Origin of the sequence: Clostridium pacaense, assembly GCF_020709765.2 — a bacterium.
In the GTDB taxonomy this organism is placed as follows: domain Bacteria; phylum Bacillota; class Clostridia; order Lachnospirales; family Lachnospiraceae; genus Enterocloster; species Enterocloster hominis.
Genome location: NZ_JAJFEB020000013.1, coordinates 104,550 through 118,473, shown reverse-complemented (window position 1 = coordinate 118,473; position 13,924 = coordinate 104,550). Strand labels below are relative to the sequence as shown.

Sequence of the window (13,924 nt, the reverse complement as noted above, 5' to 3'; positions counted from 1 at the left end):
GGCCTGGCCGGCAATTGGCATATCTTAATCCCAATCCATCGCAGATGAATACTTCCCTGCCCCTTACTCAGTCCAGACCCCGTCGCTTCCAACCGCGAACCCATCCGGCGTAGCCGTACCTGCCGCCATTGAGCCGTCCTCATACATATAGTACCATTTGCCGTCAATCTCATTCCAGCCGGTCACCGCATACCCATCCGTATTAAAATAATACCATTTGCTCATGATGCGTTCCCATTTGCCGGCAGCCACTGTTCCGTCCTTATAGGTGAAACGCCGTCCCTGCTGGTAATCCCCCCAGGTGCCATCCGTGATGCCCGGGTCCGCGGCCTGGGAGCTTAAGGAACTTACCGGCGCGCCGTCTTCCAGATAATCCCGCTGGTTCCCATTACGGGCAATTGCGGTTACCTCGAAGTAGTACTGTACCCCGGTCTTAGTCATGAACGGTGAGAAGTCATAGGAGGTGGCCCCTTCCACAATCTGGCTGACCACCGAACCCTGGTCATCATAGAGCACCACCCGGTAGGTATTGGCAGACTTCACACTGTTCCAGGATGCAACCGACGGATTGGCGCTGTCCCAGCCAGCCCACGTGGTGCTCCCAAGCATGGCTGCCACCTGGTAGGTGAATCTGACTGTATAGACATAATCCTGGTCTGTCTCATACTTACTGCCCGTATACTTCTTCACAGAGGTGATTTCCGCATCGTTGCGGCCGTCAGCCACCTTAATCCCCAGGCTGCCCTTGTTAAGTCCGGTACTGCTTCCAAGATATACGGTGCCTGTTACCTCACTGCCCGCTGTCCAGTCCTCAGGGCTTTTGGACCAGGTTACTGCGGACAGCATCTCAATGGTATCCGAGGAAGCATCCTCCACATACACATCCGGTTCCAGGGGATGCACCTTATTCCTGTCATTATCATCCCTGCTGGTCCCTTCGCTGTCATATTGATTGGCTATCTCCAGCATATATGTGGATTTAGCCTGGGCTGTCATACCCAGGCTAATTGCCATCCATAATGCTGCAGCAGCAGTCACTAAATACCTGCTTTTTTTCATAGTATCTCCTTTCAGCCATCCTTCTTGATATCTTCTATGAAAAATGCCGCCACCCAACTTTTCCTCACATCGTTCCCACAAACTTCATATATCCAATCATTCATATATATCCCATCAGTGCTGCCATACTCCGTTGGCATCCAGATGGAAACCGTCAATGGATGTGGACACGGCCTTGGAACCGTCTCCCGGATAGAAATAATAGTAGTTGTTCTCTACCTTATACCATCCTTCTACCATTGCGCCGCTTTCATTCAGGAAATAGGTCTTGCCGTTAATGGTAAGCCAGCTGCTCTTGACCATGGCGCCTTCCGGTCCGCCGTCATTGGGATTCAGGTAATACCAGATGTTGCCGCTCTTTATCCAGCCCTTCTTCATGTCCCCGCTTTCGCCCAGGTAATACCACTGTCCGCCGGTCTGCTGCCAGCCGGTCAGCATCCTGCCTGTGCTGTCAAACAGATACCACTTGTCATTCCACTTCAGCCAGCCGTTCTTCTGCATGTTGCCGTCCGGATACCGGAAGTACCAGGAATCGCCTTCCTTGCGCCATCCGACATCCGTATTGCCGCCGCTGGGGGTACTGCCTCCATTATCCTGGCCGCTGCCGTCCGAAACCTCGTCATCGGCAATATATAAATCCCCGGCCTCTGTCCATTCGCTCTTCTTGCCGTACTTTTTCTCCTCATCCGTATGGGGAACCGTCCTTACCTTAAAAGAATAATCGCCTTCCTTGGTCATATATGGGTAGAAATTATAGGAGGTACCCTTGTAGTCTTCCAGTTTCTTCACCACGGAAGACCCTCTGTACAGATACACATCATAGTATCCGGATGTGTTCTCTGCTTCTTCCCATCTGGCCCTGCCCCTGCTGCTGCCCCACTCGGCATCCTCAGGCGGGTCATAGGTTCCTTTGATACCGGTTGCCTTAAGGACCACCTTCAGCTGGTCCCCTGACCTGGATGCTGATACGAAAATACCTCCGCTTACGCTTACGCTGCTGGCGCTGTAACTGCTGCGGAACCGGTACTCATAAGCGCTGCTGCTGGATGTGTTGGGATCCAGGTAAACAGTTATCTTGGGCGTATCCCCAATACCGACCTCCCTGTCATTGGACCATTCGGCCGACTCTACCTCATACTTACTGGAAGATGTATAAACCTTGCTCCCGCTGTCGCTTGAACTGGTACCAAGACTGTCCCCGCTGTTAATCTCATCCCCGGAATCCAAATCAATACTCACCTTCAAAGAAATGTTGGTGATATATTTATAGTCGCTGGCAGCCAAAGACTGCATGGGCATTGCTGTCATCAGTGTACCGGCAGCCAATGCCATACATAATAACCGTTTCATGTTTTTCATGAAATCTCAACCTCCTCAAAAACAGGTATCCCCCTGAATATTCTTTTTCTGGTTCCATTATAGCCCAGAAGGCAGTTTTACGTCAACTTACGATTATCTTGCGATATTTTCTCTATTCTATCGAAGTTCTGTCAATTTTATGGCCGGGGGATGTTTTTGACACAAAATCATGGAACGAAAAAACTGCAGACACACCTATGCGTATCTGCAGTCATCTGAATCACATCATTATACTAATTCAATCAGAACTTCCATTGCGGCATCACCCTTACGAGGGCCAACCTTAATGATTCTGGTGTAACCACCGTTGCGTCCTGTATACTTAGGGGCAACTTCGTCAAAAAGCTTTGCTACCAGGTCAACGGACTTGGTGTTCTTCTTTTTGCCGGCTGGTGTGGAAGGAACCTCGGTCACTCCGTAGAGAACCTTTAACATCTGTCTTCTTGCATGCAGCCTGGAAGGCAGATCCTTCTTGATTTCCTTCTCAACTTCGTCATATACGGTAACTTTCTTGCCGTCAACAACTTCCTTTACCCTCTTGCCGTCTTTGTCCTTGCGGGCAACCTTGGCAGTAACCTTAACGGTCTCAAAGTTGTCTTTTTCCTTCACAGCCATTGCAATCAGGCCTTCTGCAACCTTGCGGATTTCTTTAGCCCTGGTCTCAGTTGTCCTGATATGTCCATGATATAACAGTGCGGTTACCTGGCTTCTGATTAAAGCCTTTCTCTGGTCGGAAGTTCTTCCTAATTTTCTATATCCTGCCATTGTAATTTTCCTCCATCAGTGGAACACCTTCACCATGCTTCATTGGACTTACTGGTTCAGGCATTTAAGCCCACTTAACATTTATTGGTTACTCAGCCACGCATCTTTGGTCTTACTGGCCGGGTGTTAACATGTAACTATCACTTTATTGGTGCTTAGTTATCATCACTTGGATTCAACTGTAAGCCTAACTCTTTCAGCTTAGCCAGCACTTCCTCTAAGGACTTGCGGCCCAGGTTACGGACTTTCATCATATCCTCGGAAGTCCTGTTGCACAGTTCCTCCACGGTGTTGATTCCGGCCCTCTTCAGGCAGTTATATGAACGGACGGAAAGCTCCAGTTCGTCAATATTCATCTCAAGCACTTTTTCCTTCTCATTGTCTTCCTTCTCTACCATAATCTCTGCGGTCTTGGCATTCTCGGAAAGGTCAATGAACAGGTTCAGATGCTCGCTGAGTACCTTGGCTGCCAGGCTGACTGCCTCATCGGGAGCCAGGGTGCCATTGGTATATATCTCAAGTGTAAGTTTATCAAAGTCAGTCTGCTGTCCCACACGGGTGTTGGTAACAGCCATATTGACACGCTCCACCGGTGTATAGATGGAATCCACTGCAATGACGCCGATTGGTAAATCGTCGTTCTTATTCTTGTCAGCGCTGATATATCCACGGCCCTTTGTAATGGTAAGCTCCATGTAGAACTTGCTGTCCGTGCCGCCGCTTAAGGTTGCGATGACCTGGTCAGGGTTCATGATTTCAATATCAGCATCTGCCTGGATATCTGCTGCAGTAATTACACCTTCGCCCTCAAATTCAATGTATGCAACTTTTGGTTCATCGGTATCGCTGTTGTTCTTGATCGCTAAGCTTTTGATGTTCATAATAATCTCAGTTACGTCTTCCTTTACTCCAGGAATGGAACTGAACTCATGCAAAACGCCATCGATTTTTACCTGACTCACTGCGGCTCCGGGTAAAGAAGAAAGCATGATTCTTCTTAAGGAATTGCCCAGCGTAGTGCCGTAACCTCTCTCAAGTGGTTCAACTACAAACTTGCCGTATCTCTTGTCTTCTGAAATCTCTGCGATTTCAATGTTTGGTTTTTCAAAATCGAACACTAATAGCCCCTCCTTTTTGGGTTTCTATCAAATCTCGAGGGATATAAAACCTGCACACAGCAGAACATACCCAAACCAAAGAAAGTCCGGGGTCCATGTCCTGCAAAGCACGCCTGTCCGGCGAGGAACAGGCATGCCTTGTACAATCTATAGAGAATGGCAGGATTATTTGGAATACAACTCGACGATAAGCATTTCGTTTACTGGAACATCAATTTCGTCTCTGGTCGGCATTTCCTTAACAGTGCCGCGCAGGTTTTCCTGATCTACTTCCAGCCATGCTGGAGTCAGACGTCCACCGGTTACTTCCAGGATGTCTTTGTATCTCTGAGCAGATTTATACTTCTCCCTTACCTCGATAACATCGCCGGCCTTAACCTGGTAGGACGGGATATTAACTGGCTTGCCATTAACCAGGATGTGCTTGTGGTCAACAATCTGCCTGGTTTCCTTACGTGTACGTCCAAGGCCCATGCGGAACAGTACGTTATCCAGTCTGCACTCCAGAAGGATCATAAGGTTGGTACCAACCATACCGTTCATCTTGGAAGCCTTTGCATAGTAGTTACGGAAAGGTTTCTCTAACACACCGTAAATGAATTTGGCTTTCTGCTTTTCTCTCAGCTGCATGCCGTACTCACTTAACTTCTTATTTGTTCTTCTTGATTCTCTGTTTGACTTTTTATCAATTCCTAAATAGACCGGATCCAGTCCAAGGGATCTACATCTTTTAAGAACAGGAACTCTATCTACTGCCACTTTAATTACCTCCTAATTAAGTTCATCAGACTCTTCTACGTTTTGGCGGACGGCATCCGTTATGTGGTACCGGTGTTACATCCTTAATGCTGGTCACTTCCAAGCCACATGCCTGAAGGGCACGGATTGCAGCTTCACGTCCTGAACCAGGACCTTTAACCATAACGTCTACTGACTTTAAGCCATGTACAAGAGCTGCCTTCGTAGCAGTTTCTGCTGCCATCTGAGCTGCATAAGGAGTAGATTTCCTTGAACCTCTAAATCCCAGACCACCGGCACTTGCCCATGATAAGGCGTTACCCTGCGCATCAGTTAATGTAACAATTGTGTTATTAAAAGATGACTGGATATGTGCCTGTCCGCGTTCAACGTTTTTCTTCACACGCTTTTTTGTAACTTTTTTAGTCGTGGACACTTTTTTAGCCATTTTAAACTAACCTACTTTCTCATTTTCTTGAATTCGCTCTTCCTGTTTTTAAAACATGCAAATCGAATTCTGTTACCGTGTTGCTAAATTACTTTTTCTTGTTTGCTACTGTCTTCCTTGGTCCCTTGCAGGTTCTTGCATTGGTCTTTGTCTTCTGCCCGCGGACCGGAAGGCTCTTCCTGTGACGGATTCCTCTGTAGCATCCGATTTCCTGAAGCCTCTTGATGTTCATAGCGATTTCCCTGCGGAGATCACCTTCAACAGTCTGGGTTTCAGCAATGATGGTTGCCAGCTTCTTCACCTCATCATCGGTTAAATCCTTAACACGAGTATCTGGGTTCACGCCAGCTTCTGTTAAGATACGGTTGGAACTTGTTCTACCGATTCCGTAGATGTAAGTGAGACCGATCTCAACACGTTTTTCTCTTGGTAAGTCAACACCTGAAATACGAGCCATGTGTGTATTACACCTCCTAATTTTAATTAACCTTGTCTCTGTTTATGCTTTGGATTTTCACAAATTACTCTGATACTGCCTTTTCTCTTTATGATCTTGCACTTTTCGCAGATCGGCTTTACGGATGATCTAACCTTCACAGTAATTCTCCTTTCTATAGACCAACAAAGTTGCTCAAGCATTATACCAAAAATTCAGGATAAATGCAAGCACTTTTTATCTATGTTTTTTTGTTTTTCCCGAAAGCTGGTGCACTGTATCACTGTGCCAAAGGGAAACCCGAACTCCGCCTTCGGCTTTTCCAAGGCCGCTGGACTTCTGCTTCACTGTGCCAACGGGAAACCCGAACTCCGCCTTTGGCTCCGTTTGGGTAGCGCTCCAAAAAACGTCGCTTATTTATCTCTCCAGATGATCCTTCCCTTGGACAGATCATATGGGGATAACTCAATGGTAACTTTGTCGCCTGGCAGGATACGGATATAGTTCATACGAAGCTTTCCGCTGATATGTGCCAGTACCTGGTGGCCGTTTTCCAGTTGGACCTGGAACATGGCGTTTGGTAATTTCTCGATTACAGTTCCTTCAATTTCAATTACATCTGCTTTTGACATTCTCTTTTTACCTCCTACTGCTTGTGGGTGCGGATAAAGGATGCTATTTCCCCGTCGCTCACCGTCCCGCCTTCTGTAAGCTTTTTCCTCAAGGTTTCATCGTACTCACTTGTGAGCTGCAAGTGTTTCCTGTTCTTGCGTTTCTGTTTACTAAGGGGATGTTTCCTGCCGTCCGACAGATTAACATATTCCCCTTGGACACTGATTATGATATACAGTTCATCTTTGTCGTGACCTGCCAAACTTTTTACCAGGCCGGCTTCTTTAAACTCTACCATAGGGTCACCTCTGCTACAGCGATAAAATCTCAGGCTCTCCATCCGTAATCAGGATGGTATTCTCGTAATGGGATGCCAGTGAGCCGTCCTCTGTCACAACGGTCCATCCGTCATCCATCCACGCTACATCATAGCGACCTGCAGTAATCATAGGTTCAATTGCAAGTGTCATTCCCGGTGCCAGCTTTATGCCTTTGCGCCGCTGGGAAAAATTCGGGATTTCCGGTGCTTCGTGCATCTCTGTCCCGATTCCGTGTCCCACCAGGTCACGGACCACACCGAAGCCAAAGCTTTCCGCATATTCCTGGATGGCTTTGGATATATCATTGAGATGATTGCCAGCTTTTGCATACTTTATTCCTTCAAAAAAGCTCTGCTCCGTCACCTCTACCAGTTTCCTGGCCTGGGCATCCACTTCCCCAATCATATGGGTCCTGGCTGCATCAGACTGGTAACCCTTCCATATGACACCTGTGTCCAGGCTGACGATGTCACCCTCTTCCAGGTATCTGTGCTTATCCGGTATTCCATGCACTACTTCGTCATTGATGGAGATGCACACAGAAGCCGGATAACCCTGATAGTTTAAAAAGGAAGGAATACATCCATGGCTCCTGATCATCTCTTCGCAGATTCGGTCAATTTCTTTGGTGGATACGCCCGGCTTTACTGCCTTGCCCAGTTCCTCATGGACGCTGGCAAGAATCTTCCCGGCTTCCCGCATTAACTCAATTTCCCGTTCTGATTTAATTGTTACCATTCTTTATGCTCCTAAAATCTTAGCAATGGCCTGGAACACATCTTCCATATCCATGGTTCCGTCTACTTCAGCCAAAACGCCTGCTTTCTGGTAATACTCGATAAGAGGCTGGGTCTGGTCATGATATACATCAAGGCGCTTCTTAACTGTCTCCGGCTTGTCATCATCCCTGAGTACCAGCTCCTGGCCGCATACATCACAGATGCCTTCCTTTTTTGGAGGGTTATATACAATATGATAGGTCGCGCCGCATGCCAGGCATGCGCGGCGTCCTGCCATACGGTTGATTATGTCCTCATCCGGCACATCCACATTGATGGCGTAGTCAATGGACTCCCCCATCTGGCCCAAGGCCGTTGTAAGGCTCTCTGCCTGTGGAATGGTCCTTGGGAACCCATCCAGTACATATCCGTCCTGACAGTCAGCTTCATGGATGCGGTCAAGCAGCATGCCGATGGTTATCTCATCCGGTACAAGTCCGCCTGCATCCATAAATGCTTTTGCTTTCATACCCAGTTCCGTTCCATTCTTAATGTTTGCACGGAAAATATCTCCGGTGGAAATATGGGGTATCTGATACTTTGCTGCAATCTTTTTTGCCTGGGTGCCTTTACCTGCACCCGGAGCGCCTAACATGATGATTTTCATAGACCGATCCTCCTCCAAAACCTTTAAGTTTCTTATAACGCAATCAATCCGCCCTTGTGGAATACCACAAAGGCAGATTGATTAATTCAACTGTGGTTGTTAATCGTTCAAAAATCCCTTATAATAACGCACAAGCATCTGAGATTCTACTGCTTTGATTGTCTCAAGCACAACGCCCACGATGATGATTAAGGATGTTCCGGAAAATGAGATATGGCTCACATTGAGTAAACCAGACGCAAGGATCGGGACAATCGCAATCACAATCAGGCCGCATGCACCAATGAAAACAATATAATTCAAAATCTTATTTAAATAATCGCTGGTTGGCTTGCCAGGACGGATACCCGGTATGAAGCCTCCCTGCTTTTTCATGTTATTAGCCACTTCCAACGGATTAAAGGTAATGGACGTATAGAAGTAAGCAAACATAATCAGCAATGCAATATAAATCACCAGACCGATGGAATACTCAGGAGCGTCAGGTCTGCACCATGAGCCGGAATTGAGCACCATCAGGATCTTGCCTCCGATTGAGCTGTAATCCACCGTAAAGAACTGGGCAATCACAACTGGGAATGACATGATGGAAGATGCAAAGATTACCGGCATGACACCCGCCGTATTAATCTTCAGCGGGATGTTGGAAGCCTGTCCGCCAACCATCTTACGGCCAACCATTTTCTTGGAGTACTGGACCGGGATTCTCCGCTCTGCATCATTTAACACAATGACAAAGACAACCATGGCCAGGATCACAAGGGCAATCAGTACAATGGCAATCGCTGCCCTGAGTACGGTCTGTCCAAAGATAAAGCGGTAATAAAGGCTTCTTACGTCATTGGGCACGCTGGAGAGGATGTTGAATAACAGTACGATTGAGATACCGTTTCCAACGCCCTTTTCAGTAATCTGCTCACCAATCCACATCAAGAGGGCACTGCCCGTTGTCATGGTGACGATGGCGATGATGATGTTCCAGGCATTGTAATCAAGGAGAAGTCCCTGCCGGCCGAAGCCGATAGCCATGGCGCTTGATTCAATCAGCGCCAGGGCCACCGTGGTGTATCGGGTGTATTCCTGAATCTTTTTTCTTCCGTCCTCACCGTCCTTCTGCAGCTCTTCCAGTTTAGGAATGGCTATGGTAAGCAGCTGGATGATGATTGAAGATGTGATGTATGGCGTAATGCTCAGTGCAAAGATGGACATGGATGAAAATGAACCACCTGTCATGGCATTAAAGAAGCCAAACACATCCGTTGTCTGTTTCGCGAACCAATCCGCAAAGAATGTTGTCTGTATTCCCGGAATCGGAAGCTGGCATCCAAAACGGATGACTACCAGCATCATAAAGGTATAGAGGATCTTAGCCCGAAGCTCTTTTACCTTAAATGCATTTCTGATCGTTTTAAACATTAGATCACCTCGCAGGTTCCACCTAAAGCTTCGATTTTAGATTTTGCACCTTCACTGAATGCATTAACCTTAACGGTCAGCTTTTTGGTTAATTCTCCATTTCCAAGGATCTTAACACCATCTCTTGGATTCTTAACAATGCCGGCCTCGATTAAAGTCTCAACTGTAACTTCAGCATCATTGTCGAACCGCTCCAGTGCGCTTACGTTAATACCTACAATAGTCTTAGAATTCATATTGGTGAAACCACGCTTTGGGATACGCCTGTATAAAGGCATCTGTCCGCCTTCAAAGCCAGGTCTTGTTGCCCCTGAACGGGCCTTCTGACCTTTGTGGCCCTTACCAGCGGTCTTACCATTACCTGAACCGTGGCCACGGCCTCTTCTAAAATTATCGCTATGCTTTGAACCTGCAGCAGGCTGTAAATTTGACAATTCCATGACTGCACCTCCTTACTTTATCTGATTAGATTTCTTCAACTTTTACTAAATGTCTTACGCTTGCAATCATGCCTCTGACAGCGCCATTATCTGGCATCTCAACTGTCTTGTGCATCTTGTTCAGGCCAAGAGCCACAACAGTTGCCTTCTGCTTTGGAACAGCACCGATAGGGGACTTGACTAATGTGATTTTTAATTTCTCTGCCATGTCTTTCTCCTCCTATTAGCCTACAATTTCTTCCACAGATTTGCCGCGCAGTCTTGCAAATTCTTCTGGTGTCTTCAGTGAAGTCAGGCCAGCAAGGGTTGCCAGGACTACGTTCGTCTTGTTGTTGGAACCTAAGGACTTTGTACGGATGTTCTTAATTCCTGCCATCTCAAGTACGGAACGCGCAGGACCTCCTGCGATAACACCGGTACCTTCCGGAGCTTTCTTTAACAGAACAGCTGCACTTCCGAATTTACCAATAAAATCATGTGGGATACTCTTATTCTCATCAACTGGAATTTCTACCAGATTCTTAATTGCGGCTTCTTTACCTTTGCGGATGGCTTCAGGAACCTCGCCTGCCTTGCCTAAACCGGCGCCGACATGGCCGTTACCATCACCAACTACTACCAGAGCGGAAAATCTCATGGTACGTCCACCTTTAACAGTCTTGGATACTCTCTTGATTGCCACTACCTTATCATTCAGTTCCATCTGACTGGCATCAATAATTGTACGCTTCATGCTTGTTCTCCTCTCTTAGAAATCCAGACCAGCCTCGCGGGCTGCGTCTGCTAATACCTGAACTTTGCCCTGATATATAAAGCCGCCTCTATCGAAAACAACTTCCTTGATACCTTTTTCAAGGGCCCTCTTTGCGATTACTGTACCTACATATGCTGCAGCTGCCTTGTCGTTTGTCTTCTCCAGTTCAGCACTAACTTCTTTCTCAACTGTGGAAGCAGCAACTAAAGTGTTACCAACCGTATCGTCGATAATTTGAGCATACATATGATTATTACTTCTGAACACTGCCAGACGCGGTCTCTCTGCTGTGCCAGCAAAACGGTTACGCATTCTGTTGTGTTTCTTTACGCGAACTTCGCTTCTTGACTGTTTGTTAACCATTTTTACACTCTCCTTAATTATTTCTTACCAGTCTTACCAACTTTACGTCTGATCACTTCGTCAGCATACTTGATACCCTTGCCCTTGTATGGCTCAGGTCTTCTCTTGTCTCTGATTTCAGCAGCGTATTGGCCAACTTTTTCTTTACTGATACCTTTAACGGTAATCTTGTTCTGTCCTTCTAAGACAGTCTCGATACCTTCAGGATCTTCCATCTCCACCGGATGGGAATAGCCCAGGTTCAGAGTAAGCTTCTTGCCCTGCTTAGCTGCCCTGTAACCGACACCATTTACTTCCAGGACCTTCTCATACCCTTCCGTAACACCATGGATCATGTTGTTAACCAGGGTTCTGGTCAGGCCATGTAAAGATTTCATTCTCTTTAAATCATTTGGTCTGCTTACGATTATCTGTCCATCCTTCTGCTCGATGGACATCTCTACTGGGAGTTCTCTCTCCAATGTTCCTTTTGGACCTTTTACAGTCACTTTATTTCCTTCTGCGATTGTGACAGTAACACCTGCCGGAACCGCAACTGGCATTCTACCGATACGTGACATGCCTTTACCTCCTACTTAAATTTTCGGAAGGAACTTAGGCGTTCCTTCTGTTTTCAGTTGCATTGAACACTTGGCGCCTGTTCTCTAGGCGCTTACGTGTGAAAGCACTTCGCGGTACTTAGCGAGGTCTTTTCGAGCTTAGCAGCATCGAAGTTTCCTTACCATACAAATGCCAGCACTTCGCCGCCAACGCCTAACTGACGTGCTTCTTTATCCGTAATCACACCCTGGTTGGTGGAAATGATTGCGGTGCCAAGTCCACCCAGTACTTTGGGAAGCTCTTCCTTGTTTGCGTATACACGCAGGCCTGGTTTGGAGATTCTCTTAATACCGGAAATGATTTTCTCGTTTTTATCTTTACCGTACTTCAGGGTGATTCTGATGGTCTGGAAACCGCCGTCCTCTACCATGTCGTACTTTGCAACATAACCCTCTTTTACCAGGATATCAGCGATAGCTAATTTCATCTTGGATGAAGGTACGTCTACTGTATCATGTTTTGCAGTGTTTGCATTACGGATTCTTGTAAGCATATCTGCAATCGGATCGCTCATTGTCATTTTAAAATGCCTCCTTCTCTATAAATATTCTCTTGCTTCGTCCACTCGTCTAGGCTCGAAAAAACCTCGCCAAGTCTCGGGACGGGCTTTCGCACTAAGCTCGTGAAAAACCTCACTAAGTGCTCAATGCCTACCAGCTAGCTTTCTTAACGCCGGGAATCTGACCCTTGTATGCTAACTCACGGAAACAGATACGGCAGATACCGTATTTTCTTAAATAAGCATGTGGGCGGCCGCAGATTCTGCAGCGGTTGTACTCTCTGGAAGAGAATTTAGCCGGACGCTGCTGTTTAATCTTCATTGAAGTCTTAGCCATGAAAAGTTTCCTCCTAACTATTTTGCAAACGGCATGTTGAATAATGTCAAAAGTTCACGAGCTTCTTCGTCAGTCTTAGCGGTGGTAACGAAGATAATATCCATACCTCTTACCTTGTCAACTTTGTCGTACTCAATCTCAGGGAAAATCAGCTGCTCTTTGATACCGAGCGCATAGTTTCCTCTGCCATCAAATGCGTTAGGGTTAACACCTCTAAAGTCACGTACACGGGGCAGTGCCAGGTTTACCAGACGGTCAAGGAATTCATACATCCTCTCGCCGCGCAGGGTTACCTTGCAGCCGATTGCCATGCCTTCACGGAGTTTGAAGTTAGCGATGGACTTCTTAGCCTTGGTGGTAATAGCCTTCTGACCGGAGATGATTTCCAGATCTCTTACAGCTGAATCCAGGACCTTGGCATTTTCTTTTGCTTCGCCTACGCCCATGTTGATAACAATCTTATCAAGCTTCGGCACCTGCATAACGTTCTTATATCCAAATTTCTTCATCAGTGCGTCTACCATCTCGCTCTGATACTGTTCTTTTAATCTAGCCAACGTTTATTTCCTCCTCTCCTGAATTAATCAATCACTTTGCCAGTCTTCTTTGCCACGCGAACCTTCTTGCCGTCTTTTACTTCAAAGCCGACCCTGGTTGCCTTGCCGTCAACTACCAGCATTACATTGGAGATATCAATAGGAGCTTCCTGATTCACGATGCCTCCCTGTGGATTGCCAGGAGCCTGCTTTGTGTGCTTGGTAATCATATTGCAGCCCTGAACCAGAACCCTATTCTTCTTTGTATCAACAGAGATTACTTTACCCTGCTTATCTTTATCTTTACCTGCGATTACGACTACTAAGTCGTCTTTTTTGATTTTATGCACAGTGGACACCCCCTTATAATACTTCTGGAGCTAAGGAGACAATCTTCATGAACTGTTTGTCTCTTAATTCTCTTGCTACAGGCCCAAAGATACGAGTTCCTCTTGGAGTCTTGTCATCCTTAATAATTACTGCTGCGTTCTCATCAAACTTGATGTAAGAACCATCTTTACGACGGGCGCCTTTTTTCGTGCGCACAACCACAGCTTTTACAACATCGCCCTTCTTTACAACACCGCCTGGCGTTGCATCTTTAACGGAAGCAACGATGATATCACCGATATTGGCATATCTTCTGGTTGAACCACCTAATACACGGATGCAGAGAAGTTCTTTTGCACCGGTATTGTCGGCAACCCTAAGTCTTGTTTCCTGCTGAACCATACCTGT

General features: G+C 46.6%; 23 protein-coding genes. All 23 read right to left on the bottom strand.

Annotated elements, in window-relative coordinates; all coding sequences use genetic code 11:
* Positions 1-63: 63 nt before the first annotated feature.
* On the bottom strand, positions 64-1,059 hold the full coding sequence (locus tag LK536_RS49295; protein ID WP_227796513.1) for a hypothetical protein: 996 nt from the start codon (positions 1,057-1,059) through the stop codon (positions 64-66).
* A gap of 114 nt (positions 1,060-1,173) precedes the next feature.
* Complete coding sequence (locus LK536_RS49290) at positions 1,174-2,418, bottom strand: N-acetylmuramoyl-L-alanine amidase family protein (protein ID WP_008726452.1); 1,245 nt, start codon at positions 2,416-2,418, stop codon at positions 1,174-1,176.
* A gap of 228 nt (positions 2,419-2,646) precedes the next feature.
* Positions 2,647-3,183 carry a bL17 family ribosomal protein gene (locus LK536_RS49285; RefSeq protein ID WP_008726450.1) on the bottom strand — a complete coding sequence of 179 codons (537 nt, stop codon included), beginning with the start codon at positions 3,181-3,183 and terminating at the stop codon, positions 2,647-2,649.
* A gap of 155 nt (positions 3,184-3,338) precedes the next feature.
* Positions 3,339-4,301 carry a DNA-directed RNA polymerase subunit alpha gene (locus LK536_RS49280; protein WP_007869282.1) on the bottom strand — a complete coding sequence of 321 codons (963 nt, stop codon included), beginning with the start codon at positions 4,299-4,301 and terminating at the stop codon, positions 3,339-3,341.
* A 165-nt stretch (positions 4,302-4,466) separates the two neighbouring features.
* Positions 4,467-5,060, bottom strand: a complete 594-nt coding sequence (gene rpsD, locus LK536_RS49275) for a 30S ribosomal protein S4 (RefSeq protein ID WP_008726448.1) — start codon at positions 5,058-5,060, stop codon at positions 4,467-4,469.
* Positions 5,061-5,085: 25 nt separating this feature from the next.
* A complete protein-coding gene (rpsK, locus tag LK536_RS49270) occupies positions 5,086-5,487 on the bottom strand; it encodes a 30S ribosomal protein S11 (RefSeq protein WP_007869284.1) in 402 nt (133 codons plus the stop codon).
* 88 nt (positions 5,488-5,575) lie between these two features.
* Positions 5,576-5,944 (bottom strand): 30S ribosomal protein S13, encoded by a 369-nt coding sequence (rpsM, locus tag LK536_RS49265; protein ID WP_008726447.1) that lies wholly within the window; start codon positions 5,942-5,944, stop codon positions 5,576-5,578.
* Between the two features lie 26 nt (positions 5,945-5,970).
* Positions 5,971-6,084, bottom strand: coding sequence for a 50S ribosomal protein L36 (gene rpmJ / locus LK536_RS49260; RefSeq protein WP_003497809.1), 114 nt, complete (start codon positions 6,082-6,084; stop codon positions 5,971-5,973).
* Positions 6,085-6,336: 252 nt separating this feature from the next.
* Entirely contained in the window at positions 6,337-6,555 is a 219-nt protein-coding gene (gene infA / locus LK536_RS49255; RefSeq protein ID WP_008726446.1) for a translation initiation factor IF-1, read from the bottom strand.
* A gap of 14 nt (positions 6,556-6,569) precedes the next feature.
* Positions 6,570-6,833 carry a KOW domain-containing RNA-binding protein gene (locus LK536_RS49250; protein WP_008726445.1) on the bottom strand — a complete coding sequence of 88 codons (264 nt, stop codon included), beginning with the start codon at positions 6,831-6,833 and terminating at the stop codon, positions 6,570-6,572.
* 13 nt (positions 6,834-6,846) lie between these two features.
* Entirely contained in the window at positions 6,847-7,593 is a 747-nt protein-coding gene (gene map, locus LK536_RS49245; RefSeq protein WP_008726444.1) for a type I methionyl aminopeptidase, read from the bottom strand.
* 3 nt (positions 7,594-7,596) lie between these two features.
* The gene (locus LK536_RS49240) at positions 7,597-8,241 is read right to left on the bottom strand and encodes an adenylate kinase (protein WP_008726443.1); all 645 of its coding nucleotides are present in this window, start codon (positions 8,239-8,241) and stop codon (positions 7,597-7,599) included.
* 99 nt (positions 8,242-8,340) lie between these two features.
* Entirely contained in the window at positions 8,341-9,657 is a 1,317-nt protein-coding gene (gene secY / locus LK536_RS49235; RefSeq protein ID WP_008726442.1) for a preprotein translocase subunit SecY, read from the bottom strand.
* Entirely contained in the window at positions 9,657-10,097 is a 441-nt protein-coding gene (rplO, locus tag LK536_RS49230) for a 50S ribosomal protein L15 (protein WP_008726441.1), read from the bottom strand. Before rplO ends, secY begins: the two co-directional genes overlap by 1 nt.
* Before the next feature lie 25 nt (positions 10,098-10,122).
* Complete coding sequence (gene rpmD, locus LK536_RS49225; RefSeq protein ID WP_008726440.1) at positions 10,123-10,305, bottom strand: 50S ribosomal protein L30; 183 nt, start codon at positions 10,303-10,305, stop codon at positions 10,123-10,125.
* Between the two features lie 15 nt (positions 10,306-10,320).
* Positions 10,321-10,830, bottom strand: coding sequence for a 30S ribosomal protein S5 (gene rpsE, locus LK536_RS49220; RefSeq protein ID WP_008726439.1), 510 nt, complete (start codon positions 10,828-10,830; stop codon positions 10,321-10,323).
* Between the two features lie 15 nt (positions 10,831-10,845).
* A complete protein-coding gene (gene rplR / locus LK536_RS49215; RefSeq protein WP_120057982.1) occupies positions 10,846-11,214 on the bottom strand; it encodes a 50S ribosomal protein L18 in 369 nt (122 codons plus the stop codon).
* A 17-nt stretch (positions 11,215-11,231) separates the two neighbouring features.
* Positions 11,232-11,774 carry a 50S ribosomal protein L6 gene (gene rplF / locus LK536_RS49210; protein ID WP_008726437.1) on the bottom strand — a complete coding sequence of 181 codons (543 nt, stop codon included), beginning with the start codon at positions 11,772-11,774 and terminating at the stop codon, positions 11,232-11,234.
* A 158-nt stretch (positions 11,775-11,932) separates the two neighbouring features.
* Entirely contained in the window at positions 11,933-12,334 is a 402-nt protein-coding gene (gene rpsH, locus LK536_RS49205) for a 30S ribosomal protein S8 (RefSeq protein ID WP_008726436.1), read from the bottom strand.
* Positions 12,335-12,464: 130 nt separating this feature from the next.
* The gene (locus LK536_RS49200; protein ID WP_002604691.1) at positions 12,465-12,650 is read right to left on the bottom strand and encodes a type Z 30S ribosomal protein S14; all 186 of its coding nucleotides are present in this window, start codon (positions 12,648-12,650) and stop codon (positions 12,465-12,467) included.
* A gap of 17 nt (positions 12,651-12,667) precedes the next feature.
* Positions 12,668-13,207 carry a 50S ribosomal protein L5 gene (gene rplE / locus LK536_RS49195; RefSeq protein ID WP_007869322.1) on the bottom strand — a complete coding sequence of 180 codons (540 nt, stop codon included), beginning with the start codon at positions 13,205-13,207 and terminating at the stop codon, positions 12,668-12,670.
* 23 nt (positions 13,208-13,230) lie between these two features.
* Positions 13,231-13,536 (bottom strand): 50S ribosomal protein L24, encoded by a 306-nt coding sequence (rplX, locus tag LK536_RS49190; protein ID WP_008726435.1) that lies wholly within the window; start codon positions 13,534-13,536, stop codon positions 13,231-13,233.
* A 13-nt stretch (positions 13,537-13,549) separates the two neighbouring features.
* Complete coding sequence (rplN, locus tag LK536_RS49185; RefSeq protein WP_008726434.1) at positions 13,550-13,918, bottom strand: 50S ribosomal protein L14; 369 nt, start codon at positions 13,916-13,918, stop codon at positions 13,550-13,552.
* Between the last annotated feature and the right edge of the window lie 6 nt (positions 13,919-13,924).

Excerpts from the sequence above, each read along its gene's own strand:
- LK536_RS49295 (WP_227796513.1), bottom strand. The coding sequence starts at position 1,059 with ATGAAAAAAAGCAGGTATTTAGTGACTGCTGCTGCAGCATTATGGATG.
- LK536_RS49290 (WP_008726452.1), bottom strand. The coding sequence starts at position 2,418 with ATGAAAAACATGAAACGGTTATTATGTATGGCATTGGCTGCCGGTACA.
- LK536_RS49285 (WP_008726450.1), bottom strand. The coding sequence starts at position 3,183 with ATGGCAGGATATAGAAAATTAGGAAGAACTTCCGACCAGAGAAAGGCT.
- rpsK (WP_007869284.1), bottom strand. The coding sequence starts at position 5,487 with ATGGCTAAAAAAGTGTCCACGACTAAAAAAGTTACAAAAAAGCGTGTG.
- rpsM (WP_008726447.1), bottom strand. The coding sequence starts at position 5,944 with ATGGCTCGTATTTCAGGTGTTGACTTACCAAGAGAAAAACGTGTTGAG.
- infA (WP_008726446.1), bottom strand. The coding sequence starts at position 6,555 with ATGTCAAAAGCAGATGTAATTGAAATTGAAGGAACTGTAATCGAGAAA.
- LK536_RS49250 (WP_008726445.1), bottom strand. The coding sequence starts at position 6,833 with ATGGTAGAGTTTAAAGAAGCCGGCCTGGTAAAAAGTTTGGCAGGTCAC.
- map (WP_008726444.1), bottom strand. The coding sequence starts at position 7,593 with ATGGTAACAATTAAATCAGAACGGGAAATTGAGTTAATGCGGGAAGCC.
- LK536_RS49240 (WP_008726443.1), bottom strand. The coding sequence starts at position 8,241 with ATGAAAATCATCATGTTAGGCGCTCCGGGTGCAGGTAAAGGCACCCAG.
- secY (WP_008726442.1), bottom strand. The coding sequence starts at position 9,657 with ATGTTTAAAACGATCAGAAATGCATTTAAGGTAAAAGAGCTTCGGGCT.
- rplO (WP_008726441.1), bottom strand. The coding sequence starts at position 10,097 with ATGGAATTGTCAAATTTACAGCCTGCTGCAGGTTCAAAGCATAGCGAT.
- rpmD (WP_008726440.1), bottom strand. The coding sequence starts at position 10,305 with ATGGCAGAGAAATTAAAAATCACATTAGTCAAGTCCCCTATCGGTGCT.
- rpsE (WP_008726439.1), bottom strand. The coding sequence starts at position 10,830 with ATGAAGCGTACAATTATTGATGCCAGTCAGATGGAACTGAATGATAAG.
- rplR (WP_120057982.1), bottom strand. The coding sequence starts at position 11,214 with ATGGTTAACAAACAGTCAAGAAGCGAAGTTCGCGTAAAGAAACACAAC.
- rplF (WP_008726437.1), bottom strand. The coding sequence starts at position 11,774 with ATGTCACGTATCGGTAGAATGCCAGTTGCGGTTCCGGCAGGTGTTACT.
- rpsH (WP_008726436.1), bottom strand. The coding sequence starts at position 12,334 with ATGACAATGAGCGATCCGATTGCAGATATGCTTACAAGAATCCGTAAT.
- LK536_RS49200 (WP_002604691.1), bottom strand. The coding sequence starts at position 12,650 with ATGGCTAAGACTTCAATGAAGATTAAACAGCAGCGTCCGGCTAAATTC.
- rplN (WP_008726434.1), bottom strand. The coding sequence starts at position 13,918 with ATGGTTCAGCAGGAAACAAGACTTAGGGTTGCCGACAATACCGGTGCA.